The 22,003-nt window shown below is 67.0% G+C and carries 20 protein-coding genes; 6 read left to right on the top strand and 14 right to left on the bottom strand.

Annotated elements, in window-relative coordinates:
* Genes VFY73_RS29690 through mltG form a run of 5 tightly spaced genes read right to left on the bottom strand, consistent with a single transcriptional unit; the run spans window position 1 to window position 3,898 of the window.
* Entirely contained in the window at window positions 1–810 is an 810-nt protein-coding gene (locus VFY73_RS29690) for a TatD family hydrolase (protein ID WP_329725207.1), read from the bottom strand.
* A 60-nt stretch (window positions 811–870) separates the two neighbouring features.
* The gene (locus VFY73_RS29695) at window positions 871–1,257 is read right to left on the bottom strand and encodes a PilZ domain-containing protein (RefSeq protein WP_329725208.1); all 387 of its coding nucleotides are present in this window, start codon (window positions 1,255–1,257) and stop codon (window positions 871–873) included.
* A gap of 16 nt (window positions 1,258–1,273) precedes the next feature.
* Complete coding sequence (locus VFY73_RS29700) at window positions 1,274–2,281, bottom strand: DNA polymerase III subunit delta' (protein WP_329725209.1); 1,008 nt, start codon at window positions 2,279–2,281, stop codon at window positions 1,274–1,276.
* On the bottom strand, window positions 2,274–2,903 hold the full coding sequence (gene tmk, locus VFY73_RS29705; RefSeq protein ID WP_329725210.1) for a dTMP kinase: 630 nt from the start codon (window positions 2,901–2,903) through the stop codon (window positions 2,274–2,276). Before tmk ends, VFY73_RS29700 begins: the two co-directional genes overlap by 8 nt.
* Window positions 2,900–3,898, bottom strand: a complete 999-nt coding sequence (gene mltG, locus VFY73_RS29710; RefSeq protein ID WP_329725211.1) for an endolytic transglycosylase MltG — start codon at window positions 3,896–3,898, stop codon at window positions 2,900–2,902. Before mltG ends, tmk begins: the two co-directional genes overlap by 4 nt.
* Window positions 3,899–3,957: 59 nt before the next feature.
* Here mltG and VFY73_RS29715 point away from each other — a divergent pair, with 59 nt between their 5' ends.
* From VFY73_RS29715 to VFY73_RS29725, 3 genes are read left to right on the top strand one after another with little or no spacing between them, the layout of a single operon-like run.
* Window positions 3,958–4,938 carry a folate-binding protein gene (locus VFY73_RS29715; protein ID WP_329725212.1) on the top strand — a complete coding sequence of 327 codons (981 nt, stop codon included), beginning with the start codon at window positions 3,958–3,960 and terminating at the stop codon, window positions 4,936–4,938.
* A 41-nt stretch (window positions 4,939–4,979) separates the two neighbouring features.
* Window positions 4,980–5,339 (top strand): DUF4936 family protein, encoded by a 360-nt coding sequence (locus VFY73_RS29720; protein WP_329725213.1) that lies wholly within the window; start codon window positions 4,980–4,982, stop codon window positions 5,337–5,339.
* Window positions 5,330–6,289 carry an NRDE family protein gene (locus tag VFY73_RS29725; RefSeq protein WP_329725214.1) on the top strand — a complete coding sequence of 320 codons (960 nt, stop codon included), beginning with the start codon at window positions 5,330–5,332 and terminating at the stop codon, window positions 6,287–6,289. Before VFY73_RS29720 ends, VFY73_RS29725 begins: the two co-directional genes overlap by 10 nt.
* 1 nt (window position 6,290) lies before the next feature.
* Here VFY73_RS29725 and VFY73_RS29730 read toward each other — a convergent pair whose 3' ends face one another.
* Both VFY73_RS29730 and VFY73_RS29735 read right to left on the bottom strand, forming a co-directional pair.
* Entirely contained in the window at window positions 6,291–7,148 is an 858-nt protein-coding gene (locus tag VFY73_RS29730; protein WP_329725215.1) for a YbgC/FadM family acyl-CoA thioesterase, read from the bottom strand.
* A gap of 100 nt (window positions 7,149–7,248) precedes the next feature.
* A complete protein-coding gene (locus tag VFY73_RS29735) occupies window positions 7,249–8,178 on the bottom strand; it encodes an alpha/beta hydrolase (protein WP_329725216.1) in 930 nt (309 codons plus the stop codon).
* 108 nt (window positions 8,179–8,286) lie between these two features.
* On the opposite strand from VFY73_RS29735, the gene VFY73_RS29740 reads away from it, so the two are divergent.
* Window positions 8,287–9,435 carry an iron-containing alcohol dehydrogenase gene (locus VFY73_RS29740; protein WP_329725217.1) on the top strand — a complete coding sequence of 383 codons (1,149 nt, stop codon included), beginning with the start codon at window positions 8,287–8,289 and terminating at the stop codon, window positions 9,433–9,435.
* A 134-nt stretch (window positions 9,436–9,569) separates the two neighbouring features.
* On the opposite strand, the gene aceA is transcribed toward VFY73_RS29740, so the two are convergent.
* Window positions 9,570–10,868: an isocitrate lyase gene (aceA, locus tag VFY73_RS29745; RefSeq protein ID WP_329725218.1), complete on the bottom strand. Its 1,299-nt coding sequence runs from the start codon at window positions 10,866–10,868 to the stop codon at window positions 9,570–9,572.
* Window positions 10,869–11,184: 316 nt separating this feature from the next.
* On the opposite strand from aceA, the gene VFY73_RS29750 reads away from it, so the two are divergent.
* Complete coding sequence (locus tag VFY73_RS29750; protein ID WP_329725219.1) at window positions 11,185–12,246, top strand: LacI family DNA-binding transcriptional regulator; 1,062 nt, start codon at window positions 11,185–11,187, stop codon at window positions 12,244–12,246.
* 21 nt (window positions 12,247–12,267) lie between these two features.
* Here VFY73_RS29750 and VFY73_RS29755 read toward each other — a convergent pair whose 3' ends face one another.
* From VFY73_RS29755 to VFY73_RS29780, 6 genes are all read right to left on the bottom strand, one after another.
* Window positions 12,268–12,591 (bottom strand): helix-turn-helix domain-containing protein, encoded by a 324-nt coding sequence (locus tag VFY73_RS29755; protein WP_329725220.1) that lies wholly within the window; start codon window positions 12,589–12,591, stop codon window positions 12,268–12,270.
* Between the two features lie 52 nt (window positions 12,592–12,643).
* The gene (locus VFY73_RS29760; protein WP_329725221.1) at window positions 12,644–14,167 is read right to left on the bottom strand and encodes a tryptophan halogenase family protein; all 1,524 of its coding nucleotides are present in this window, start codon (window positions 14,165–14,167) and stop codon (window positions 12,644–12,646) included.
* Window positions 14,168–14,178: 11 nt separating this feature from the next.
* A complete protein-coding gene (locus VFY73_RS29765) occupies window positions 14,179–15,171 on the bottom strand; it encodes a cupin-like domain-containing protein (protein ID WP_329725222.1) in 993 nt (330 codons plus the stop codon).
* Window positions 15,172–15,186: 15 nt separating this feature from the next.
* Window positions 15,187–15,960: a SapC family protein gene (locus tag VFY73_RS29770; protein WP_329725223.1), complete on the bottom strand. Its 774-nt coding sequence runs from the start codon at window positions 15,958–15,960 to the stop codon at window positions 15,187–15,189.
* A 66-nt stretch (window positions 15,961–16,026) separates the two neighbouring features.
* Entirely contained in the window at window positions 16,027–17,574 is a 1,548-nt protein-coding gene (locus tag VFY73_RS29775; RefSeq protein WP_329725224.1) for a tryptophan halogenase family protein, read from the bottom strand.
* Window positions 17,575–17,686: 112 nt separating this feature from the next.
* Window positions 17,687–20,722 carry a TonB-dependent receptor gene (locus tag VFY73_RS29780; protein ID WP_329725225.1) on the bottom strand — a complete coding sequence of 1,012 codons (3,036 nt, stop codon included), beginning with the start codon at window positions 20,720–20,722 and terminating at the stop codon, window positions 17,687–17,689.
* 340 nt (window positions 20,723–21,062) lie between these two features.
* Here VFY73_RS29780 and VFY73_RS29785 point away from each other — a divergent pair, with 340 nt between their 5' ends.
* The gene (locus tag VFY73_RS29785; protein WP_329725226.1) at window positions 21,063–21,989 is read left to right on the top strand and encodes a glycoside hydrolase family 16 protein; all 927 of its coding nucleotides are present in this window, start codon (window positions 21,063–21,065) and stop codon (window positions 21,987–21,989) included.
* Window positions 21,990–22,003: the final 14 nt, after the last annotated feature.

The raw sequence follows: 22,003 nt of genomic DNA on the forward strand, positions 1-22,003 counted from the left end.
TCAGGCCGCGGCCAAGGCCGGCACTTGCACCTGGAACAGGCGCTCGAAGTTGTGCGTGGTCGCTTGGGCGATCTCTTCCACCGAAAAGCCCTTCTCTGCCGCGAGCACGCTGGCCACGTGCGGCACATAGGCCGGGCTGTTGGTCTTGCCGCGGTAAGGCACCGGCGCGAGGTACGGGCTGTCGGTCTCGATCAGGCAACGCTCCAGCGGCACGAAGCGCACCACCTCGCGCAGATCGGCCGCATTGCGGAAGCTGACGATGCCGGAAAACGAGATGTGAAAGCCCAGGTCGAGTGCGGCGCGGGCCACGTCCATCGTCTCGGTGAAGCAGTGGAAAACGCCGCCGATGCCCGAGCCCTGTTGCCCGGCGCCCTCTTCCTTCAGCAACGCGATCGTGTCGTCGCTGGCGCTGCGGGTGTGGATGATCAGCGGCAGTTTCAATCGCCGCGCCGCGCGGATGTGGGCGCGAAAGCGGTCGCGTTGCCATTCCATGTCGGCGATGCTGCGGCCATTCAAACGGTAGTAGTCGAGCCCCGTCTCACCGATGGCGATGACCTTGGGCTGCGCCGCCAATCTACACAGATCGTCTTCGCTCGGCTCGGTCAGGCCCTCGGTGTCGGGGTGCACGCCGACGCTGGCCCAGAGGTTGGTGTGCTCGGCGGCCAGCGCCTGAACGGTCGGGAATTCTTCGAGCGTGGTGCAGATGCACAGCGCGGCGGCCACCTTGGCCTCGCGCATGTCGGCCAGGATTTGCGGCAGCCGGCCGTGAAGCTCCGGGAAGCTCAGGTGGCAATGCGAGTCGACGAACATGGTCGGAAACGGGAAAGAGGACACGGGCGACACCGCCCGGGGGGCCAGCGCGCCGCAGGGTTACAGCGTCTGCGTCGGCTTGGACGACTGGATCGACGTGCCCAGGATCTCTTCGATCTTCATCTTGAGCATCCGGGTCTTGTCGTCGCTGGGGAAGCGTACGCCAACGCCCTGGGTGCGGCCACCGGACGTGTTGGGCGGCGTGATCCAGCCGACCTTGCCGGCGACCGGGTAGCGCTGCGGGTCGCCCGGCAGCGACAGCAGCAGGTAGATGTCGTCGCCGAGCTGGTAGTCGCGGGTCGACGGGACGAACAGCCCTCCGTCCGAGAAGACCGACACGTAGGCCGCGTAGAGCGCGCCCTTTTCGCGGAACACCAGCTGAATGACGCTGGGCCGCGCCGCACCGGCGGGCGCTGAAGGAAGGGGACGGCCGTCGACATCGCTCATGGCTGAAGTGTATCCATCAGGTCTCATTCCACACGCGCTGGCCCTGCGCAACGAGTGCTTCGACACGCAAGGGTGCGTTCCAGGGGTGTTCGTCATGACGGGCGACGCGTGCCAGTTCGCGCGCCCACTCCGCCAGGCCGGCCATGCCGGCCCCGCGCGGCACCTGGCCCGGTTCGAAGAAGCGGGGTTCGCCACCAGCGGCCTGGGCCATCGCGTCGTGGCAGACCTGCTGCAGCACGCGCACCGCACGTGGCAACGGCATGGCGGCCAGCGTGCGGGTCTCGCCCTGCGCCACCTGTGCCGGCAACTGGCCCCACAGTGCAGCATCCAGCCCTTCGTCGACCAGCGCCTTGGCGGCCAGGGGCTCGCCGCCACTGGCCCGCAGCAGCGCAGCGGCCCCCGCCACGCCCTGCTTCGTCAACCAGGCTTCGGCGGTGGTCAGATCGGGCGGCGCCAGGCGGACACGCTGGCAGCGGCTGCGCACGGTGGGCAGCAGCCGCTCGGGGTCGTCCACGCACAGCAGCAGCTTGGTGCCCGCGGCCGGCTCTTCCAGTGTCTTCAGCAACGCATTGGCCGACGTCGCGTTCATCGCATCGGCCGGGTAGAACAGCAGCACCTTGCCGCGGCCGCGGCTGGAGCTGGTGTGCGCCCAGTCGATCGCCAGCCGCACCGCATCGATCTTGATTTCGCGGCTCGGCTTGCGCTTGCTCTTGCTGCCGTCACCGCTGTCGCCGTCGCCGTCGTCGCCGGCGCTGCCTTCGGACCAACCGAGCGCCAACTGCATGGTCTCGGGCATCAGCACCTTCATGTCCGGGTGGCTGTGGGCGAGTGCGAGGTGGCAGCTCGGGCATTCACCGCACGGGCCCGGGCCGTTTTCGCACAGCCAGGCCTGCGCCACGCGCCAGGCCAGCTCCCACTGGCCCGAACCGGCACCACCATGCAGGATGATGGCGTGGCTGCGAGCGTGGTCGCGCAGTTGCTTCAGCGGCTCGGCGAGCCAGGGCAGATCCCGCTCGTCAAGCACCGGTGCGCCCCACGGTCTTCGCGACAGCCGCCAGCACGGCAGCGCGCACGATCGGCACCTCGGCATCGGCATCGATGCGCTGCACCCGTTGCGGCGCCGCCTCCCAGCGCGCCGCATAACCGCTGCGCACGCGCACGAAGAACGCTTCGGCCTCGCGCTCCAGGCGGTCGGGCTCGCGCGCCGCGGCGCGGCGGTGCGCGGCCACCGCGGGCGGCACATCGAACCACAGCGTCAGGTCAGGCTGCAGGCCTTGCTGCACCCACTGCTCCAGCGTCGACAGCACGGCCAGGTCGAATCCACGGCCAGCGCCCTGGTAGGCAAAGGTCGCGTCGGTGAAGCGGTCGCACAGCACTGTGGTACCGGCGGCCAGTGCCGGCTCGATGCGGGTGTGCAGATGGTCGCGCCGCGCCGCGAAGACCAGCAGCGCTTCGCACAGCGCGTCCATCGGCTCGTGCAGGAACAGCTCGCGCAGCTTTTCGGCCAGCGGCGTGCCACCGGGCTCGCGGGTCAGCAGCACCTCGTCGCCCTGCTCGCGCAAGGCCTGGGCCACGGCTTCGACATGGGTCGACTTGCCGGCGCCGTCGATGCCTTCGAAGGTGATGAAGCGGCCACGGGTGCTCACTTGCGCTGGCCTTTCTGGAACTGGTTCACCGCCCGATTATGGTCGTCCAGGTTGTCCGAGAAGACGCTGGATCCATCGCCGCGGGCGACGAAGTACAGCGCCTTGCTCGGGTCTGGACGCAGCACCGCCTGCAACGAGGCCAGGCCCGGCATCGCGATCGGCGTCGGCGGCAGACCGGCGCGGGTGTAGGTGTTCCACGGTGTGTCGGTGGTGAGGTCGGTTCGTCGCAGGTTGCCGTCGAACTTGGTGCCCAGGCCGTAGATCACCGTCGGATCGCTTTGCAGCGGCATGCCGAGCTTGAGCCGGTTGATGAACACCGCGGCGACACGCCCACGATCGCCCGCGGTGCCGGTTTCCTTCTCGACGATCGAGGCCAGCACCAACGCCGCCTCGGCGTCGGGCAGCGGCAGGCCCTCGGCGCGGGTCGGCCACGCTTCGGCGACACGCCTGCTCATTGCAGCGACGGCCCGGCGCAGCACGGTCATGTCGCTGACGCCGCGGCTGTAAGCATAGGTGTCGGGGAACACATGGCCTTCGACCACGCCGCCGGGCAGCCCCAACAGCTTGGCGACCTGCTCGTCGGTCAAACCTTGAATCGTCTGTTTCATGTTCGGCGCATCGACCAGCGCCTGGCGCACCTGGCGGAACGTCCAGCCGTCGATCAGGCGCAGGTTTTCCAGCACCTCGTCGCCGCGCACCATCTTGTGCAGCAGGTCGCGGGGCGTCGTGCCGGGGCCGATTTCGTAGCTGCCGGCACGGATCTTCCGCGCCTGGCCGGACCAACGGAACCATTGGTAAAGCAACTCGGGCGGCGCGTCGACGCCGGCCTCCCGCCACAGGCGAACGACCTCGCGCGGCGTGGTGCCGGGCTCGATCGACACCTCGACCCGTTCGCCACGCAGCGGCAACGGCCGCTCCAGCCACCACCAACCGGCAGCAGCAGCGGCCACGAGCAGCAGCAACGCAGCGATGAAGAACTTGCGCAACCGCCTCATGCCAGTGAAGGTATCCCCAGAGGGCTCTCGAACATAGGGCGGCGATGATAATCGGCGACATGACTGACCTGGCTCCGGACCCCGCTGCACTCACCCCCACCACCACCGCGCTGCAAGGTGCCGTTCGCCTGTCCGACTGGGGCCTGATACGGGCCCGCGGCGCCGAGGCCGCCAGCTTCCTGCAAGGCCAACTGACCAACGACGTCATCGGCCTGGCACCCGGCCAGGCCACGCTGGCGGGCTACTGCTCGGCCAAGGGGCGCCTGCTGGCCAGCTTCATCGTCTGGTCTCCGGCGCCTGAAGAATTCTTGCTGGCATGCTCATCCAACCTGCTGCCGGCAACGCTGAAGCGCCTGTCGATGTTCGTGCTGCGCGCCAAGTGCAAGCTGAGCGATGCGAGCACCGAAGTCGCGCTGTGGGGCCTGGCGGGGCAAGCCGCTGCCGATTGGCTGGGCGATCGCCAACCGGCCGCCCCCTGGGCCGTGCACACGGCCAGCAGCACCGAACAGGTGGTGCGCCTGCCCGACGTGGCGGGCGTGCCGCGAAGCCTGCTGGCACAACCCGCAGACGCCGCAACCCCTGCGTTGCCCTCCCTCGCGCAAGCCGGCTGGCAATGGCTCGAAGCCGGCAGCGGTGTCGCGCGCATCGTCGCCGCCACGGCCGATCAGTTCGTGCCACAGATGGTGAACTTCGAAGTGGTGGGCGGCGTGAATTTCAAGAAGGGCTGCTACCCGGGCCAGGAGGTGGTCGCACGCAGCCAGTACCGTGGCACGCTGAAGCGCCGCGCGATGCTGCTGGCGCTGTCGGCCCCCGAGCCGACCATGGCCGCCGGGCAGGAAGTCTTTCACGACACCGACCCAGGCCAGCCCGCCGGGCTGGTGGCCTTGGCCGGCCAGGGGCCAGGCGGTGTGCAACTCGGTCTGGTCGAAGTCAAGCTGGCGCTGGCGCAGGGGCCTGGTGCGTTCCACCTCGGCGCGGCCGATGGCCCGGCCCTGGCCTTGCAGCCGCTGCCCTACCCCTTGCCGGTGGATCAGGGCTGATCCACGGTCGGCGGCGCGCAAAGCGCGGCCGGCTGCGAACGATGTCTCACCTGCCTGTTCCAAACCCGCTCGAGGGCCCTGCCGAGCGCTGGTGGTTCATCTACTATCGTGTGCACCTCGTCGACCTGGCCGCAGCCGTGGCCGTAGCGCGCGAGGGCCAGCGAGCGCTGTGCAGTGCCCACCCCGGGCTCTCGGCCTCGCTGATGCAACGACCGTCGTCGTCCGCATCGCCCGACAGCCTCCCGCAGATGACCTTGCTCGAAACCTACCGCGCCGCGCTGGACTGGCCCGCCGACCAGGCGGCTGCCCTGCCCACCGCGATTGAGCGCACGCTCGGCGCCGCGCTGGCGCCGTGGCTGCAAGGCCCGCGCCACCTGGAAGTGTTCGAACCATGTGCCTAGCCGCACTGGCCCTGGATGTCAGCCGCCGCTTCCCGCTGGTGGTGGCGGCCAACCGCGACGAGTTCTTTCACCGCCCGGCCGCACGCCTGGGCTGGTGGACCCCCGAGGGCGCGACCCAACCGATCCTCGGCGGGCGCGATCTGTCCGGCGGCGGCACCTGGCTGGGCGTGACTGCCGAGGGCCGCTTCGCGCTGGTGACCAACGTGCGCCGGCCTGGCAGCGGGGGACCCAGCGACGGCCCGTCGCGCGGCCTGATCGTGCCGGCCTGGCTGGAAGGCCAGCAGGCCTCCGATCGGTTCTGGCCCCGCATGGCCCTGTCAGGCTACGCACCGTTCAACCTGATCGCTGCCGACTTCCGCCGCGGCGAGTGTTTCTGGGCCACCAACCAGGAAGCCAGCGGCCGCCGCATCGAGCGCGGCATCACGGCGATCAGCAACGCGGCCGACATCGACGCGCCGTGGCCGAAGGTGCAACAGCTCAAGCACCGCCTCGAAGACGCGCTGCACGAGCTCGAAGACGAAGCCAGCGTCGACGCACTGGCCGGCCAGCTGTTCGCGATGCTGGCCGATCGCGAGCCCGCCGACGAAGAGCACCTGCCTCACACCGGTCTGGACCGCGAACGTGAGCGGCAGTTGTCTTCGGCCTTCATCCGCACGCCGGACGGCACCTACGGCACGCGCTGCTCGACGCTGATCATCACGGAACGCGCCGCCAAGCACCTGACGACCCACGTCTTCGAGCGGACCTTCACCGGCGGCGCCGATCTGGCACTGTTGCGCCGCGCCACGCTGAAAGACTGGCCGCCCAAATACCGGCCCGAGGACGATCCGGCGCCGGCCCCGTCGGGCGCCTCGCATTGGGGAACGGTCGACGACAGCGAGCTGGCCGAGGTGCCGTTGGAGCTGCCGAAGAAGCGCCGCGTGCGCAGCCTGATACGGCCGCTGCGCTGATCTACAGCGCCCGCACCATCTCGACGTGGGCGATGCCGGCTTCGTCGAACACGGGCCCGCGCTGGTTGAAGCCGGCGCGGCGGTAGAACGGCTCGGCACTCATCTGCGCATGCAGGATCACCTCGCGGTCGCCGCGTTCGCGCGCCGCCTGCATCAAGGCATCCAGCACCGAGCGGCCGACGCGGCTGCCGCGCAGCGCGCGCCGCACCGCCATGCGGCCGATTTTCGCGACGCCTGGCACATGCTCCAGCAGCCGCCCGGTGCCAACCGCCATGCCGAGCCGGTTGTAGGCCACCGCATGCACGCAGCTTGAGTCGGCCGAGTCCCATTCCATCTCAGCCGGGATCTTCTGCTCGTCGATGAAGACTTCGGCCCGGATCGCACCCGCCTCGTGGCCCAGCTCTGCCCAACCGCCGACACGCACGCTGACCATGTCTTCACCCGCCTCGAAGCCCAGCAGCGTGCTGCGAAGTTCGGGCGGCACCGGCTTCGCCTGCCTGGCCACCGGATCGGCAAAGACGTAGACCAGCTCACCGCTGACCAGGAGCTCTTCGCCGCGGAACACACCGGTCTGGAACAGCAGCGACGAGTTGCCGATGCGCTCGCAACGCACGCCCACGTCCAGCACGTCGTCGTAGCCGGCCGAGGCAAAGTATTCGAGGGTGGACTTGCGCACGAACAGGTCGCCGCCCAGGCGCTGCATCACCTCCTGGTATGGCAGTGCCACGGCGCGCCAGTAGCCCCCAACCGCCGTGTCGATGTACATCAGGTAATGGCCGTTGAAGACGATCTGCTGCATGTCGACCTCGGCCCAGCGCACGCGCAGGCGGTCGAGAAAACGAAAGTCGCTTCGAATCATTGGTGCCCCTCGTCCGACGAATACGTCGGTCGATCCCCCGAGGGGATGTGGGCCGGCTCGGGAGCGGCCCAGCGCTCGGCCCACGAGTCAATTCGCTGTCTCATTGGTTTGTCTCCGGCATTTCCCAGGCGCGGCGCAAGGCAGCCGCCGCCACACCCTGGGCATGGCCGGCCTCTTTGATGGCCCGGCCGAGTTTGATGAAGTCGTGGGTCAGGCCACGGTACAGCTCCAGCTCGACCACCACGCCGGCGGCGCGCAGCTTGTCCGCATAGGCCAGGCCTTCGTCGACCAGCGGGTCGCATTCGGCCAGCAGCACGCAGGCGGGCGCGAGGTCGTCCAGGTCCGGCGCGTTCAACGGGGCGAAACGCCAGTCGTTGCGGTGGTGCTGGTCGATGTAGTGGTCGAAGAACCAGGCGATGCCGTCGGCCTCGAGCAGGAAGCCGTTCGCGAACAGCTTGTGCGACGGCGTGTCGGCGTGCGCCGTGGTGCCGGGTGTGATCAGCAGCTGCAGGGCAAGGGGCAACCCGGCATCGCGCGCCAGGATGGCGCAAACGGCCGCCAGCGTGCCACCGGCGCTGTCGCCGCCGACGGCCAGGCGGCCGCCGTCGAGCCCGCGTGCGGCGGCGCCCTCGCCGGCCAGCCAGCGCAGCGCCGCAAACGCGTCGTCCACCGCGGTCGGAAAGCGATGCTCCGGCGCCAGCCGGTAGTCCAGAGCCACCACGGCGCCACCGCTGCGCAGCGCCAGCTGGCGGCACAGGCTGTCATGGGTTTCGAGGTCGCCGATCGTGAAGCCGCCGCCATGCAGGTACAGCAGCACCGGCAAGCGCCCAGCACCCGCCGCATACAGCCGTGCGCGCAGTGGCGTGCCGTCGCCGGCAGGAATGTCGAAGTCTTCGACCCGTGGCAGCGGCGCGCGCGGCAACTCCAGGATCTCGGCCGCAGCCTGGTAGGCGACGCGGGCCTCGACAGGCGTCATGTGGTGAAACGGCGTTCGCTTGATGCGTTGGATGCGCTCCAGGACACCGGCCATCGCCGGGGTCAGCAGTCGCGTAGGAGACAGGTGGCTCAGGGTGGGCCTCATTGGCACGAAAAGGGCTTCGTGAGCATACTGGCTCCAACCACCCTGCCCTCGACCGCCATGGCCCTGATCCAGTACCTGACGCAAATCGAACTCGACTTCGGCGCGGTGCGCCTGCTGCCGCAGCACTGCGAACGCATCGGCATCCGGCACCCGTTGGTCGTCACCGACGCCGGCGTGCGCGCAGCCGGCGTGCTGGACAAGGCGCTCGCTGCCCTGAAAGACCTGCCGCATGCGGTGTTCGACGGCACGCCGCCGAACCCGAACGAAGCAGCCGTGCGTGCGGCCGCTGCCGTGTATGCACAAAGCCAATGCGACGGCCTGATCGCCATCGGCGGCGGCTCCAGCATCGACCTGGCCAAGGGCGTGGCCATCACCGCGACCCACCCGGGCCCGCTGACCGACTACGCCACCATCCTCGGCGGCGCCATGCGCATCAGCGACCAGGTTGCGCCACTGATCGCCGTGCCCACCACCGCCGGCACCGGCAGCGAGGTGGCGCGCGGCGCGATCCTGATCGTCGACGACGGCCGCAAGCTGGGTTTTCACAGCTGGCATCTGATGCCCAAGGCCGCGATCCTCGACCCCGAGCTGACGCTGGGCCTGCCGCCGATGCTGACGGCCGCCACCGGCATGGATGCGATCGCGCACTGCATGGAGACCTTCATGGCCCATGCGGTGAACCCGCCGGCCGACGGCATTGCGCTGGACGGCCTGGCACGCGGCTGGGCGCACATCGAGCGCGCGACGCGCGACGGTGGTGATCGCGATGCCCGCTGGGCCATGATGAGTGCCAGCATGCAAGGCGCGCTGGCGTTCCAGAAGGGCCTGGGCTGCGTCCACTCCCTGAGCCACAGCCTGGGCGGCGCGAACCCGAAGCTGCACCACGGCACGCTCAACGCCGTCTTCCTGCCTGCAGTGGTGCGCTTCAACGCGGGTGCCGAAACGATCCAGCGCGAGCAGCGCCTGCAGCGCATGGCCCACGCGATGGGCTTGGGAAGCTGCGACGCGCAGGGCACCGAGGTGGCCGAAGCGGTACGCGCGCAGAACGCCCGCCTCGGCCTGCCCTGCGGCCTGCGCGACATGGGCGTGACCGAGGACATGTTCGACGCCATCATCGAGCACGCCCTCGTGGACCACTGCCACAAGACCAACCCGCGCGTGGCCAGTGCCGACGACTACCGCGAGATGCTCGCCGCGTCGATGTGAAAAGACCGGCACACGCCGGTCTTTCGTTTAAAGACCGGGCCAAGGCCCGGTCTCGTCGGTCTCGCTGGAGCCCCCCGCTTGGAGGAGGCGCGGGGAAGCGAAACGTTCACCGCATGGTCGGCGGCTGCAAGCCGTCAACCATGCTTCGCGTCGAAGAACTGCTCGTCTTCGGTCGAGCCCTTCAGCGCCGCGGTCGACGCATCGCGCTCGATCGTGGTGGTCACGGCGTCGAAGTAACCGGTGCCCACTTCACGCTGGTGCTTCACGGCGGTGAAGCCCTTCTCGGCGGCGGCGAACTCGGCCTCTTGCAGCTCGACGAAGGCGCTCATGTTGTTGCGCGCATAGCCGTAGGCCAGATTGAACATCGAGTAGTTCAGGCTGTGGAAGCCGGCCAGCGTGATGAACTGGAACTTGTAGCCCATCGCGCCCAGCTCGCGCTGGAACTTGGCGATCGTCGCGTCGTCGAGGTTCTTCTTCCAGTTGAACGACGGCGAGCAGTTGTAGGCCAGCAGCTTGCCCGGGAACTTGGCGTGGATCGCTTCGGCGAAGGCCTTGGCGAAAGCCAGGTCCGGCTTGCCGGTTTCGCACCAGATCATGTCGGCATACGGCGCATAGGCCAGGCCGCGGCTGATGGCCTGATCCAGGCCGTTCTTCGTGCGGAAGAAGCCTTCGACGGTGCGCTCGCCGGTGCAGAACGGCTTGTCGTTATCGTCGATGTCGCTCGTGACCAGGTCGCCGGCTTCGGCGTCGGTGCGGGCCAGCAGCACGGTGGGCGTGCCCATCACGTCGGCAGCCAGGCGGGCGGCGACCAGCTTGGCCACGGCTTCACGCGTCGGCACCAGCACCTTGCCACCCATGTGGCCGCACTTCTTGGCAGCAGCCAGCTGGTCTTCGAAGTGCACGCCGGCAGCGCCCGCTTCGATCATGGCCTTCATCAGCTCGAACGCATTCAGCACGCCGCCGAAACCGGCTTCGGCATCGGCCACGATCGGTGCGAAGAAATCCATGTCGTCCTTGCCTTCGGACCACTGGATCTGGTCGGCGCGGGCGAAGGTGGCGTTGATCTTCTTGACGACCTTCGGCACCGAGTCCACCGAGTACAGCGACTGGTCGGGGTACATCTCGCCGTTGCTGTTGGCATCACCAGCGACCTGCCAGCCCGACAGGTAGATGGCCTTCAGGCCGGCCTTGACCTGCTGCATGGCCTGGTTGCCGGTCAGCGCGCCCAGCGCATTGATGAAGGGCTCGGTGTTGACCAGGTTCCACAGCTTTTCGGCGCCACGCTGGGCCAGCGTGTGCTCGATCTTCAACGAACCGCGCAGGCGCACCACGTCGGCCGCGGTGTAGCCACGCTTGATGCCCTTCCAACGGGGGTTCTCGGCCCAGTCCTTTTCGAGGGCGGCGATCTGTTGTTCGCGGGTCGGTCGGGTCATGTCGGTGCTCCTTGGGTGAAAACGAAAGGTGGTTGGGGTGCTTTGTTGGGCTCAAGCGTACGCCGGTTGCAAGCGTTTGAGGAGACTTATGTCTTATATAAGACACAAAAGTATTTCACTACAAATCAATGACTTACATGCGTCATTTCGCCATACGAGAGGATAAATTTCATAGTGGAAAAAACTGCTGCGCTGCAGCAGGCTCTCTTTTCACAATGCGAATTCCTGGCTTCGGCATGTAAAACCAGCGCGCAGCTGCAAGCGCTTGCAGCTGCGTCTTACACTCGGCCCTTTGTCGAAACCGAAAGCACCACCCTTGTCGACCAGCTCCAAGACCGCACCCCGGCGCAACACGCGCGCCAGCACGGCTGGAGACGGCCGCTCCGGCGCCGTCACCCTGCAACAGGTCGCCGACCGCGCGGGCGTGTCGCCCAGCACCGTGTCGCGCATCCTGAATGGCACCGCGGTGGTCAGCGACGACAAGAAGAAGGCGGTCGACGACGCCATCAAGGAACTGGGTTTCGTGCCCAACCCGGTCGCACGCGGCCTGGCGGGTGGCCGCACGCTCAGCGTGGGGGTGGTCACCCAGGCGATCGACTCGCCTTTCTATGGCGGTGCCCACCGCGGTATCGAAGACACATTGGTGACCGCCGGCTACAGCCCGCTGTTCATCAGCGGGCATTGGGACACCGCCGCCGAGGTGCGCTGTATTGAAGTGCTGCGCTCGCGCCGCGTCGACGGCCTGATCGTGCTGACCGGCCGCATGAGCGACAGCGCGCTGAAGAACCTCGCGCGCCAGTTGCCCATCGTGGTGACCGGCCGCGACCTGAGCGCACCGGGCGTCTATTCATTGAACTTCGACGACCTGCACGGCGCGCGCCTGGCCACCGAGCACCTGCTGGAGCTGGGCCACAAGCGCATCGCCTTCATTGGCGGCGACCCGCTGCACCCCGATTCGGCCAAGCGTGAGCGCGGCTACCGCCAGGCCCTGGCCGCCCATGGCGTGAAGGTCGACGAGGCCTTGCTGCTGGCCGGCAATTACCAGGAAGAAGGCGGTTTGCAGGCCATCGAACGCCTGCTGGCCTCCGGCGTGCCTTTCACCGCCATCTTCGCGGCCAACGACCAGATGGCGTTTGGCGCCGCGCTGGCCTTGCACCGGCGTGGCCTGCGCGTGCCGCACGATGTGTCGCTGGTCGGCTTTGACGACGTGGCGACCTCGTCGTTCACCGTGCCGCCGCTGAGCAGCGTGCACCAACCGGTCTACGAGCTGGGCCGTCTGGCGGCCACCGCGATGCTCGATCTGCTGGCCGGCCGCCGGCCCGACGCCACGCTGCCAGCACCGCACATGGTGGTGCGCGAGTCGACCACCGCCGCCTGACGACGGCAAGCCAACGCAACGTCAACGGGCGGTGGAATGCCTCGCCCGTTCAGTGCCCGCCATCGTTGCGGGCGTCACCGCGTCCGGCGTGCGAGGTCGTCCGGGACGGGCGACATCGAACAGCGCCAGCTCCAGCCCACCTTGCAGGTAGGCCGCTCGGGTGCGCCACAGCGCCGTGCGCCCGATTCCCAGCACCGCCAGGATCTGCGCTTCCGGCAACCCGGCGTCGAGGCAGGCCAGCATGTGTGCGCGGTTGACCTCGCGGCTGCGATGAACGCCTTTGCTTCGCAACGCCTGCACCGCCGCACGATCTTCCGGGCTCAGCCGCAGTTCAGTTTGGCGCATGTTGCTGCTCCGCCCGTGCCGACACGCATGGCGGGAGTGTAGGAACGTTCCGCTACTTGATGGTGGATTCGCAGTACTGCTTGACGTAGGCGTGGTGCGGCGGCAGCTGTGCGACGGTCCGGTCGACCGTGCCGCGGATCGATTCGAGGAAGCCCGACAGCTCCTGGTCGCCCATCAGGTCGGCCACCTGGTGGTGCTGCTGCGGCGTGATGCCCTGCCCCAGCATCACCTGGATCCACGAGTTCTCGGCGAACAGCTCGTTCTGGAAGCGGAAGACCCGGCCGGTCTCGCGGAACAGGTTGATCCGGTGCTGCAGCGACGGCGGGATCGACATCGCGCGGCACTCGCGCCAGAAGGCCGAGTCGTCGCGGTTCGTCACGTGGTAGTGCAGCACGACGAAGTCGCGGATGTGCTCGATCTCGGCCTGCGCCTGCTGGTTGTACTCGTCGATGTCCGATTGGCGAATGCCCGCCGTCGGGAACATCTGCATCAGCCGGATCGTGCCGCGCTGGATCAGGTGGATGCTGGTCGACTCCAGCGGCTCGATGAAGCCGCTGGCCAGGCCGATGGCCACGCAATTGCCGCGCCACACCTCCTTGCGCTGGCCCGGCACGAACTTCAGCACCCGCGGCTTCGTCAGCACCTCGCCCTGGATCTTGCCCATCAGCAGTTCCTGCGCACGTTCGTCGCTCATGTGGCGGCTGCAATAGACCATTCCGTTGCCGACGCGGTGCTGCAGCGGGATCTGCCATTGCCAGCCGGCATCGTGTGCAATCGAGCGTGTGTAGGGCACCGCTTCGCCGACTGACGCGGTTTGCACCGCCAGAGCACTGTCGCAAGGCAGCCAGTGCGTCCAGTCTTCGTACGGCACCTTCAGTGCCTCGCCGATCAACAGGCCGCGGAAGCCGGTGCAGTCGATGAACAGATCACCCTCGATCACGTCGCCGCTGCCCAGCGTCAACGACTGGATGTGCCCCGATGCCGCATCGAGGTTGACCGCGTTGATCTTGCCCTCGATGCGCTGCACGCCGTAGCCTTCGCTGAACTTGCGCAGGTAGGCCGCGTAGCGTGTCGCGTCCATGTGGAACGCATAGTTCAGCCCGTTGCGCGGCAGGTGGGCAAAGCGGTTTTCTTGCGCGGCGCGCAACTCCAGGCAGTAGTCGCCATAGTCACCGGCCAGCTGGCGTTGGCGGCCCTTGAGCCAGAAATGCTGGAAGCCGGCGGTCCAATGGTCCTTGCCGGTCAGGCCGAACGAGTGGATGTAGTTCTCGTTCACGTTGCGCCAGTTCTCGAAGCTGATGCCCAGCTTGAAGGTGGCCGAGGTGGCCGCCATGAACTCGCGCTCGTTCAGGTCGAGCAGGTTGTGAAAGGTCAGCAGCGTCGGGATCGTGGCCTCGCCGACGCCGACGGTGCCGATCTCGTCGGACTCGATCAACTTGATGTCGAGGATCTTGCCCATCGTCTTCGACAGGCAGGCCGCGACCATCCAGCCGGCCGTTCCTCCACCGGCGATGACGACCCGCCGCACGCTGCCCGGCTTGTCGCCCGGTTGTTGGGGTTGGTCGGCCATGTTCATGAAACAGTCCCTCAGCGATTGAGTCGTCGGATCACCCGGGCGCGCAGCGCACGGGTGGCGTTGCCATCCAGCGGCGCGGCCAGGATCTGGCGCGCGGCAGGCGGCAGGTGTGCGGCGGTGTCGGCGCCGGCGTCGAATACATAGTGATCGAACAGGCTGCGCCATGCGTCGCGCTGGGCCTGCGGCAGGTCACGCACGCTCATGATCGCCAGCAGCAGTGCAGCCATCGGCGAGTCCATGTGCTCGGGCGACTGGCGCCACCAGTAGTTGACCAGCAAGTTGAATGGGTCCAGCGCCTCGACGTGGTGCCACCACATGCTGGGCATGAAAATCGCATCGCCCGGGCCGAGCTCGGCCACCTGCGCGCGGCGCAGTGCCTGCGCAAACTTCGGGAAGCGCGCGAGGTCGGGGTTGTTGAAATCCACCAGGCTGGTCGGTTGGCCGGCCAACGTGTGCTCCAGCGGGCCGATGTAAAGGTTGCCGACCTCGTCGGGCGGCAGCAGCGTGAAGCGGCGCCGCCCCACCACGACGCAGGCCAGGTTGTCAGGCAGGTCCTGGTGCGCCGCGACGCGCGCGCGGTTGCCGAGCCACAGGCTGGCCAGCGGCTGCAGGTGCGACAGGCTGAGGTCGTTCTCGGCCCGAAAACCCGGCAGGCAGGTGTCGATGGTGGTCGAGCCGACGTACAGCGCCGGCGGGTGGTCGTCTGCCTGGTGGCGCTCCAGCGTGTCCAGCATCGCTTCGAAGCGGACCATCTCGCGGGCGAAGTTGAAACCGCTGAGGTCGGCGTTGTAGCCGAATCGTCCTTCGATCTCGGGCGGGCCGAACCAGGCGCCGACCGTTGCGCCGCAGGCGAAGCGGCGCAGATAGGCGTGCACACCGCCGGGCGCGTGCACGGCCTGCACGGCGGGCCATTCGCGCACCAGGCCGCGCACGACCACCGGCTCTGTCGAGCGCAACAGCGCGTCGGGCAAGGCCCGCGGGTCGACGTCGGTCAGTTCGCGCATCGGTGGCTGTCGGTCTCAGTCGCCGCTGTTGGCGCGTTCGATCAGGTCACGCAGGCGCGACAACGAGGCCACCGCCATGTAGATCGCGAGCAGGTGGCCGGCCTGGTTCAATTGTTCGAGTGCGTGGCCGCCGAGCTTGTGCAACCGCTCTTCGTGGATCGTGTAGAAGCCCGAGAAACGATGCTGCGAGCCGTCAGCACGTTCGATGTCGAGCGCGAACGGCTCCAGCAACTCGTGCTGCAACAACGCAGCCGAAAAGGCGGGGTTGTCCTGCAGGCCTTGGTGGATCGTCAGCAGCACCGAGTTGATGCGGTCCAGATACTCGGTCATGCCGCCGTAGGGCAGGAAGACCGGCTCGCCCTCATCGAGGCCCCCAGGGCCGGTGCCCGGCCCGCCCCCCGCGGGGGACAAGAAACTTGGGAGCGGCCCTTCGTTTCTTGGGAGGCTGACGCGCGGGTTGTCGAGGTCCACATGAACCATCAACTCGTCCCGGTCGACACCGATCAGGAAAGGCTGGCGCTCGATCGCCAGCGGCAGGTAGTGTGCGTCCCAGCGATCACCGCGCAGGAACAGGTTCTGTCCGTCCCGGAAGCCGAACAGCGCGACCGGCTGGAACGTCGTGCCGTCGTGCGACTTCTGGAACACGATCGGATAGTGAGCCTGGAGGTTGCGGAACTCCGACGGGAAAGTCACCGCGAGCATGACGTCGTCGCCGTAGGCAGCGCCGCGCCGGGTGATGACACGCAGGTCTTTGTGGTCGACGTTGTTCAGCAAGACGGGGCGGGTCATCGGCAATCACCGGTCGGGCCGGCCAGGAAGAGACAGTGGGCGATCGGCACGGCGTGGCCGGTCGGGTCAGATACGGGGCAGCCCATGGCGCTTGATGTGCTCGATCAGTTCGCGGTTGCCCGGCAAGGCGGGCAGCATCTTGCGGGTCAGTTGGGCGGCTTCCTGGAAGTAGCCGGCCGCCTTGTCGGCGTCGCGACCACTGCTTGAAAACCGCTCCGGCTTGAAGCCCATACCATACAGAACGTACTGGCAACTGGCAGAGGGAAACGCCTCGTCGTTGCGCACAAGGTCATACCGCGACGGCGGCGTATGGCGCCACAGCCCGAGCGCCTCCCGCAGCGAATCGGGAATCGACTCGGGGCGCTGGTTGTCGCGCCAGAACTCGGTGTCGCGCCGCTGGCTCAGCACATAGTGCAGCTTCAGGAAGTCGATGATGCGCGCCCAGCGGTAGCGATGGCCCTCGTTGAAGCGGCGCGCGACGATGTCGACCGCCTCGCGCGTGGCCGGCAACTGGTCACGCAGAAAGCCGGCCGAGTACTCGATCAGCGCGATCGCCGAGGCCTCCAGCGGCTCGAGGAAACCGGCCGACAAGCCGATCGCAAGACAGTTGCGATGCCAGAAGGTTTCGCGGTGGCCGGGCTCGAAGCAGAGCTTGCGGGCGGGGGGCAAGTCCGCCGGGCCGCCCGTGCCCGCGATGTGGTCGCGCAGCGCGCCTTGCGCCTCGTCGTCGCCCATGTGGGCGCTGGAGTAGACCAGGCCGACACCGCGCCGCGTCTGCAACCCGATGTCCCACACCCAGCCGCTGCCCTGCGCGGTGGAGATCGTCTGCGACGCGATCGGCGCGTGCTCGTCGGCATAGGACACCTGCAATGCCAACGCGGCGTCGCAGAACAGCACGTGCTTGTGCGAGACGAAGCCGACGCCGTAGTGCCGGCCCAGCAGCAGCGACTGCATGCCAGTGCAGTCGACGAACAGATCGCCGGCGACATCGCCGTGTGCCTGGGTCTGCACCGACGCGATGTCGCCGTTGTCATGCGAATTGACGCCGACCAGATCGTCCAGCACATGCTGCACACCGAGCTTGTCGATGCAGTGCGCACGCAGGAACACGCCGAATTTGCCGGCATCGAAGTGGTACGCATAGTTGGCCACCGCCGCGTATTCGGGCGTGGCGAACTGCTTCGGCGCCCTGCCCTGCAGGCACAAATGGGGCTGGAAGCTGACCAACTCGGCGAATGGCACTGCCGGATGCTGCTGCAGCCAGGCGGCCACCAGGTTCGCCTCGGTATAGCCTTGGGGCAGCACAAAGGGGTGAAAGTAGCGGTCGTCCGGCTGACCGGTGGCCCAGCGATTGAAGCGCGAGCCTTGCTTGAACGAGGCATCGCATTCGCGAAACAGCGCTGCCTCGGTGACGCCGATGTCGCGCAGCGAATCGCGCATCGTCGGCCAGGTGCCCTCGCCCACGCCGATCGGCGCCACGTTCGGCGACTCGAGCACGACCACCTTCAATCGATCGCCATGCTCGGCCGCGAGAAGCCCGGCCGTCAACCAGCCGGCGGATCCACCGCCCACCACCACGACACGCTGGATCGCGTGATCTGACCTGTCGCTCATCGTTCTTTGCATCTCAGGTAGCCGCCCCACCCCGCCAGCACCTGGCGGGTCTCGCCCTGCGTTTGCGCAGTGGGCGAGACCCGAGCTTAATGACCTTTGCCGCGGTTCGAGTTCAGAACTTGTACCGGGCGCCGATCATGTAGCGCGGCCCACTCTGGTTGACGGCAATCAGCTCGTTCTTGTGGCGGCCATGCAGGCGTTGGATCTCATCCGTCACGTTGATGGCTTCGAACTGGAACGACAGCGATTGATTGAGCTTGTAGCCGACCGTCAGATCGAGCTGAGCGTACGGTTCGACATAGACGGGGTTGGGCGTACCGCTTCCGTCGAAGCCCGAAGCCAGGAACTGATCGCGCCAGTTGTAAGCCAGCCGCGTCTCGAATTGGTCGTTCTCATAGAACACGACCAGGTTCGCGGTATCGCTCAGCCCCACCAATGCGAACTGCTCGCCAAGGCTGCCGTTCTTGAACTTCAGCCCCGAATTGACATAGGTGTAGTTGGCAGCCAGGCCGAACCCGGTGCCCCCGAACATGTGCTGCCAATTCAGTTCCACGCCATCCAGGCGCGCAGAGTGCTGATTCGAGAACGAGGTGATCTGGAAGGTCGCGATCGGGTCTTCCGGCTGTCCGGCGATCGTTCCGGTCCACTGGCCGGTGCTGTCCTGAACACCGTTGACGCCACGCGTGCCGTTGTAGTTCTCGAAGATGTAGGTGCGAATGCAGGCCAGGTCGTCGTTGCAATTGCCGTTGGCATTGGCCTCCTGGAACAGGGGGCCGTTGGCGGGCGTGCGCAAGTTGAAGGGCGTGGCTTCAACCGTCGTCACGCCCACATAGTTGGAAATGTTCTTGGCGAAATAGCCGAGCGCCACGTAGCTGCCGCGGGCGTAGTAGTACTCCAACGACAAGTCGAAGTTCCGTGACTTCAACGGCTTGAGCCCCGGGTTGCCCTGGGCGCCCGTGCCACCGTTGACGCGAACCAGCTGGTTCAGCGTCTGACCGCCCTGGATCTGGTCCCATGTCGGGCGACCGATGCTCTCGCCGTAGCTCGCGCGGGCCTTCAGCTTGCTGGTGATGTCGGTGTCGAAGTCGATGCTGGGCAGCGCATAGCTGTAGCTGCCCTTGAGCTTGGTGAAGGCCGGGTCACTGAACACCACGCTGAATTCGTTCGCTCCGACCCAGTTGATCCCGGTGGCGGTGGGCACCAGTGCGCGGGCGGTGACGTCGGTCTTTTCATAGCGCAGGCCGGCCGTCAGGCTCATCGGCAAGCCCCACTCCCAATCGAACCCGTACTGGATGTACGCGCTCTGCGACTTCTCCTCGACGCGCCGATCGACGTCGAAGGTCTTCTTCGCCAGGTACAGCGATTCGTCACCGGCCGCCTGCGCGGCCAGGTCACGGACCGTCTCGAAGTCCCAGGTGAAGAAGTTGTTGAAGAAGGCCGGATCGTTGCTGCCGTTGACCTGGCCGAAGTAGCGGCTCATCTTGTCGGCGTGCCAGATGTCATCGGGATAGTCGGCCTCGTTGTTGCCGAAGCCACCCCACGTATCGCGCTGGACGTTGGAATAGGCCGAACGGTTGTCGGCGTTGGTCAGGCTCATGCCGAAGTCCAGGCGCGAGGCGTCTTCCAGCTTGTAGCGGCCGCGTAGCTGAACCTGATCAACCTCCGACTTCATGTAGCTGTTGCGGAACGACGAGCCGGTCACCTTCTGCAAGGTCGGGTCAAGCGTCGCCTGCTCCATCGACAGGATGGGGAAGTCGTGTGTGAAATCGACGGTTGTGGTGCCGCGGTTGTACGAGGCCGTTCCCAGCACGGCGTTCGAACCATAGGGGCTGTCCGCACCGGACTCGGCCGATGATTGGTGTGCATCCAGCTCCAGGCTCAGCTTGTTGGACGCTTTCCAGGCCAGGTTCAAGCCGAGCGATTTGTTCTCGTTCTTCGTCGCGAACAGCGCTCCGCCCATGGCGACGTCCGACAAGCCTCGATTGGGCAGATCGGGGTTGGGATTGATGATCTCTGAATAGAAGTTCGGCGCCGCCACCGGCCCGTCCGTCCAGGAACTGGACGACGGGCCGAAGTTGAACCACGCCGACAGCTCATTGCGCCGGGTCTGCAGCTTCAACTCGGAGTACGTGTAGTCCAGCGTGGCCGTCAGCTCCTTCATCGGCGCCCACTGCAGCGTCAACTGGCCGTTGGTGCGCTCGCGCTTGATGCCGCTGACGCTGTAGTTGATGTTCTGCGGCACCGAGTAAATATCGTCCGGGCCAGGGCGATTGATGATGTTCTCGGAGCCCGGCTGCCCAGGCTGCGGGATCGTTCCCCAGTTGTTCTCGTCACCCTTGAAAGTGCGCCAGCCGTTGGGAACACCAGCGGAATTGAGCCCCAGATGCCGCACCTGATGGCTGGCACTCAAGGCCACGCCGAACATTCCGTCGGCGAAGGTGTTGCTGTAGATGCCGGAGATCTCCGGCGTGATCTGGTCACCTTTCAGCGAATCGGGCAGGCGGTCGTTTGACACGTCCGAAACGGCCTTGACGCCGATGCTCCCGCGCTGGCCGGGGTTTTCCAGCGGGCGTGCGGTCTTGATGTTGACCGTGGCCCCCATGCCGCCGGCCGGCGTGGCCGAACGACTTGTCTTGTAGACCTCGAGCGCCGAAACCGACTCGGAGGCCAGGTTGGCGAAATCGAAGGCGCGCGAGTTCGATGCGCCGGTGTCTGCAATGCTGGACGCCGGCATCTGACGCCCATTCAGCAACACCAGGTTGAAATCCGGCCCAACGCCGCGCACGGTGATCTTTGCCCCTTCCCCCATCGACCGGTCGATCGACACGCCGCTGATGCGCTGCATCGACTCGGCGAGGTTGGTGTCGGGGAACTTGCCGATGTCCTCGGCCACGATGCCGTCAACGATGCCGGACGAGTCGCGCTTCAGGCTCAGCGACGTGTCCAGGCTCTTGCGAATGCCGGTCACCACCACCGTCTCGACCTGCTCGCCTTCCGGCTTGGCAGGGGCAGGCGCGGCGGCAGCCTGCTGTTGCGCGATGGCAGAGCCTGCCCCGCCGATCAAGAGTCCGCATGCCGCTGCAAGGTGCGTCATGCGGAAAGCCGGGTGCCGGCTGATCTTGCGGCTGGCAGGGGAACAGATGGACATGAGGCGGTCTCCAGGTGGTTTTTGACTGCGATGCCCCTTCCGGCATCGACGCTTTCGACGCCATCAGCCACAATGGCGACGCTGTCTTGAAAGCGGTTTCAAGAGAATACGCATTGTGCAAGCGCTTGCAACTTAGTAGACACCCTAGGCCGGCGCCAACGGTGCCCAACTAACGAAACCTGGAGGAGACATGGAAGATCGCAGCTTTTCATTCGAGATGAACCTGGCGGCCCCAGTGAACGGCCAAGCCCGACCGACCTCGCCCACGCCTGGCGACGACGTTTCGCTACTTTCCCATCACCATTGTCTGGAGCACGCCTTGCGCGCCACATCCCGAACCGTGCTGCGCCGCACAAGCAAGAGCAGCGACGAAGCCGTGCAGGCCACGGCGCAGCCATCCATTCGTCTGACATTTGATCCCCGAGCCCTGGTGCGCGCCGCGACGGCAGCCTTGCTGCTCAGCAGCGCCGGCGCCGGCGCTGCCGGACCGACCTCGCCTGCCTCCGCCCCGATGGCCGATGCCTTGACTGTCCCGCCCGGCTACCGCCTGGTCTGGTCCGACGAGTTCGCGACCGACGGCCTGCCCGACCCCTCGAAGTGGGCCTACGACACCGGCATGAACAAGCAGGGCTGGCACAACGCCGAGCTGCAGTACTACAGCGACGCGCGGCCCGAGAACAGCGTGGTGCGTGGTGGCAAGCTGGTCATCACCGCCCGCAAGGAAGACCTGTCGACGCGCCCCGACTGGGGCGGCCAGAAGTACAGCTCAGTCCGCCTGGTCACCCGTGGCAAGGCCGACTGGACCTATGGCTACTTCGAGATTCGCGCCAAGCTGCCCTGCGGGCTCGGCACATGGCCCGCCATCTGGATGCTCAACACGCCGGTCGTCTGGCCCGCCGGCGGCGAGATCGACATCGTCGAGCACGTCGGCCGTGAGCCCGGCCATGTGTTCAGCACGCTGCACACCGCCGATGGCCATGGCGCCCAGGGAACCGGCAATGGCACCCAGGTGCCGGACGCCTGCACCGCCTTCCACGACTACCAGTTGCACTGGACGCCGCAGCAGATGCGCTTCGGCATCGACGGCAAGGTGCACCACGTGTTCAAGAACGCGGGCAAGGGCACTTCACAGTGGCCGTTCGACACGCCGGAGTTCCTGATCCTCAACATCGCCGTCGGCGGCCACCTGGGCGGCCCGGTGGACGACGCCATCTTCCCGGTGCAGATGGAAGTCGACCACGTGCGGGTCTACCAGGCGCCGCGTTAGGCGCGTCGTCAGGC

The organism is Ideonella sp. (assembly GCF_036277275.1).
GTDB lineage: Bacteria > Pseudomonadota > Gammaproteobacteria > Burkholderiales > Burkholderiaceae_C > Ideonella.

Coding starts and splice junctions, on each gene's coding strand:
- VFY73_RS29725 (WP_329725214.1), top strand. CDS start 5,330: ATGTGCCTAGCCGCACTGGCCCTGGATGTCAGCCGCCGCTTCCCGCTG.
- VFY73_RS29770 (WP_329725223.1), bottom strand. CDS start 15,960: ATGACCCGCCCCGTCTTGCTGAACAACGTCGACCACAAAGACCTGCGT.
- VFY73_RS29775 (WP_329725224.1), bottom strand. CDS start 17,574: ATGAGCGACAGGTCAGATCACGCGATCCAGCGTGTCGTGGTGGTGGGC.
- VFY73_RS29755 (WP_329725220.1), bottom strand. CDS start 12,591: ATGCGCCAAACTGAACTGCGGCTGAGCCCGGAAGATCGTGCGGCGGTG.
- aceA (WP_329725218.1), bottom strand. CDS start 10,868: ATGACCCGACCGACCCGCGAACAACAGATCGCCGCCCTCGAAAAGGAC.
- VFY73_RS29760 (WP_329725221.1), bottom strand. CDS start 14,167: ATGAACATGGCCGACCAACCCCAACAACCGGGCGACAAGCCGGGCAGC.
- VFY73_RS29720 (WP_329725213.1), top strand. CDS start 4,980: ATGTCTCACCTGCCTGTTCCAAACCCGCTCGAGGGCCCTGCCGAGCGC.
- VFY73_RS29695 (WP_329725208.1), bottom strand. CDS start 1,257: ATGAGCGATGTCGACGGCCGTCCCCTTCCTTCAGCGCCCGCCGGTGCG.
- mltG (WP_329725211.1), bottom strand. CDS start 3,898: ATGAGGCGGTTGCGCAAGTTCTTCATCGCTGCGTTGCTGCTGCTCGTG.
- VFY73_RS29780 (WP_329725225.1), bottom strand. CDS start 20,722: ATGTCCATCTGTTCCCCTGCCAGCCGCAAGATCAGCCGGCACCCGGCT.
- VFY73_RS29735 (WP_329725216.1), bottom strand. CDS start 8,178: ATGGCCGGTGTCCTGGAGCGCATCCAACGCATCAAGCGAACGCCGTTT.
- VFY73_RS29765 (WP_329725222.1), bottom strand. CDS start 15,171: ATGCGCGAACTGACCGACGTCGACCCGCGGGCCTTGCCCGACGCGCTG.
- VFY73_RS29730 (WP_329725215.1), bottom strand. CDS start 7,148: ATGATTCGAAGCGACTTTCGTTTTCTCGACCGCCTGCGCGTGCGCTGG.
- VFY73_RS29690 (WP_329725207.1), bottom strand. CDS start 810: ATGTTCGTCGACTCGCATTGCCACCTGAGCTTCCCGGAGCTTCACGGC.
- VFY73_RS29740 (WP_329725217.1), top strand. CDS start 8,287: ATGGCCCTGATCCAGTACCTGACGCAAATCGAACTCGACTTCGGCGCG.
- VFY73_RS29715 (WP_329725212.1), top strand. CDS start 3,958: ATGACTGACCTGGCTCCGGACCCCGCTGCACTCACCCCCACCACCACC.